The sequence below is a fragment of the Streptomyces lichenis genome (assembly GCF_023218175.1).
In the GTDB taxonomy this organism is placed as follows: Bacteria; Actinomycetota; Actinomycetes; order Streptomycetales; family Streptomycetaceae; genus Streptomyces; species Streptomyces lichenis.
In genome coordinates, this window is sequence record NZ_JALPTH010000060.1 from 1 (window position 1) to 1,414 (window position 1,414).

Annotated in this window: 1 rRNA gene; it reads left to right on the forward strand. The window is 55.9% G+C overall.

Going from position 1 to position 1,414, the window contains the following annotated elements:
- A 23S ribosomal RNA gene (locus M1O15_RS31255) occupies nt 1–1,392 on the forward strand; the annotation flags it as partial.
- Between the last annotated feature and the right edge of the window lie 22 nt (nt 1,393–1,414).

Below are 1,414 nucleotides of genomic sequence, written 5' to 3' on the forward strand. Positions count from 1 at the left end.
CTGAGACCTGATGCCGAGCCGATTGTGGTGAAGTGGATGATCCTATGCTGTCGAGAAAAGCCTCTAGCGAGTTTCATGGCGGCCCGTACCCTAAACCGACTCAGGTGGTCAGGTAGAGAATACCGAGGCGTTCGGGTGAACTATGGTTAAGGAACTCGGCAAAATGCCCCCGTAACTTCGGGAGAAGGGGGGCCATTTCTGGTGATCCGATTTACTCGGTGAGCTGGGGGTGGCCGCAGAGACCAGCGAGAAGCGACTGTTTACTAAAAACACAGGTCCGTGCGAAGCCGTAAGGCGATGTATACGGACTGACGCCTGCCCGGTGCTGGAACGTTAAGGGGACCGGTTAGCTCCATTTCGGTGGGGCGAAGCTGAGAACTTAAGCGCCAGTAAACGGCGGTGGTAACTATAACCATCCTAAGGTAGCGAAATTCCTTGTCGGGTAAGTTCCGACCTGCACGAATGGCGTAACGACTTCTCGACTGTCTCAACCATAGGCCCGGTGAAATTGCACTACGAGTAAAGATGCTCGTTTCGCGCAGCAGGACGGAAAGACCCCGGGACCTTTACTACAGTTTGATATTGGTGTTCGGTTCGGCTTGTGTAGGATAGGTGGGAGACTGTGAAGCTGTGACGCCAGTCATGGTGGAGTCGTCGTTGAAATACCACTCTGGTCGTGCTGGATGTCTAACCTGGGTCCGTGATCCGGATCAGGGACAGTGTCTGATGGGTAGTTTAACTGGGGCGGTTGCCTCCTAAAGGGTAACGGAGGCGCCCAAAGGTTCCCTCAGCCTGGTTGGCAATCAGGTGTTGAGTGTAAGTGCACAAGGGAGCTTGACTGTGAGACCGACGGGTCGAGCAGGGACGAAAGTCGGGACTAGTGATCCGGCGGTGGCTTGTGGAAGCGCCGTCGCTCAACGGATAAAAGGTACCCCGGGGATAACAGGCTGATCTTCCCCAAGAGTCCATATCGACGGGATGGTTTGGCACCTCGATGTCGGCTCGTCGCATCCTGGGGCTGGAGTCGGTCCCAAGGGTTGGGCTGTTCGCCCATTAAAGCGGTACGCGAGCTGGGTTTAGAACGTCGTGAGACAGTTCGGTCCCTATCCGCTGTGCGCGTAGGAATATTGAGAAGGGCTGTCCCTAGTACGAGAGGACCGGGACGGACGAACCTCTGGTGTGCCAGTTGTCCTGCCAAGGGCATGGCTGGTTGGCTACGTTCGGGAGGGATAACCGCTGAAAGCATCTAAGCGGGAAGCCTGCTTCGAGATGAGTGTTCCCACCCACTTGATGGGGTAAGGCTCCCAGTAGACGACTGGGTTGATAGGCCGGATATGGAAGCCCAGTAATGGGTGGAGTTGACCGGTACTAATAGGCCGAGGGCTTGTCCTCAGTTGCTCGCGTCCACTGTGTT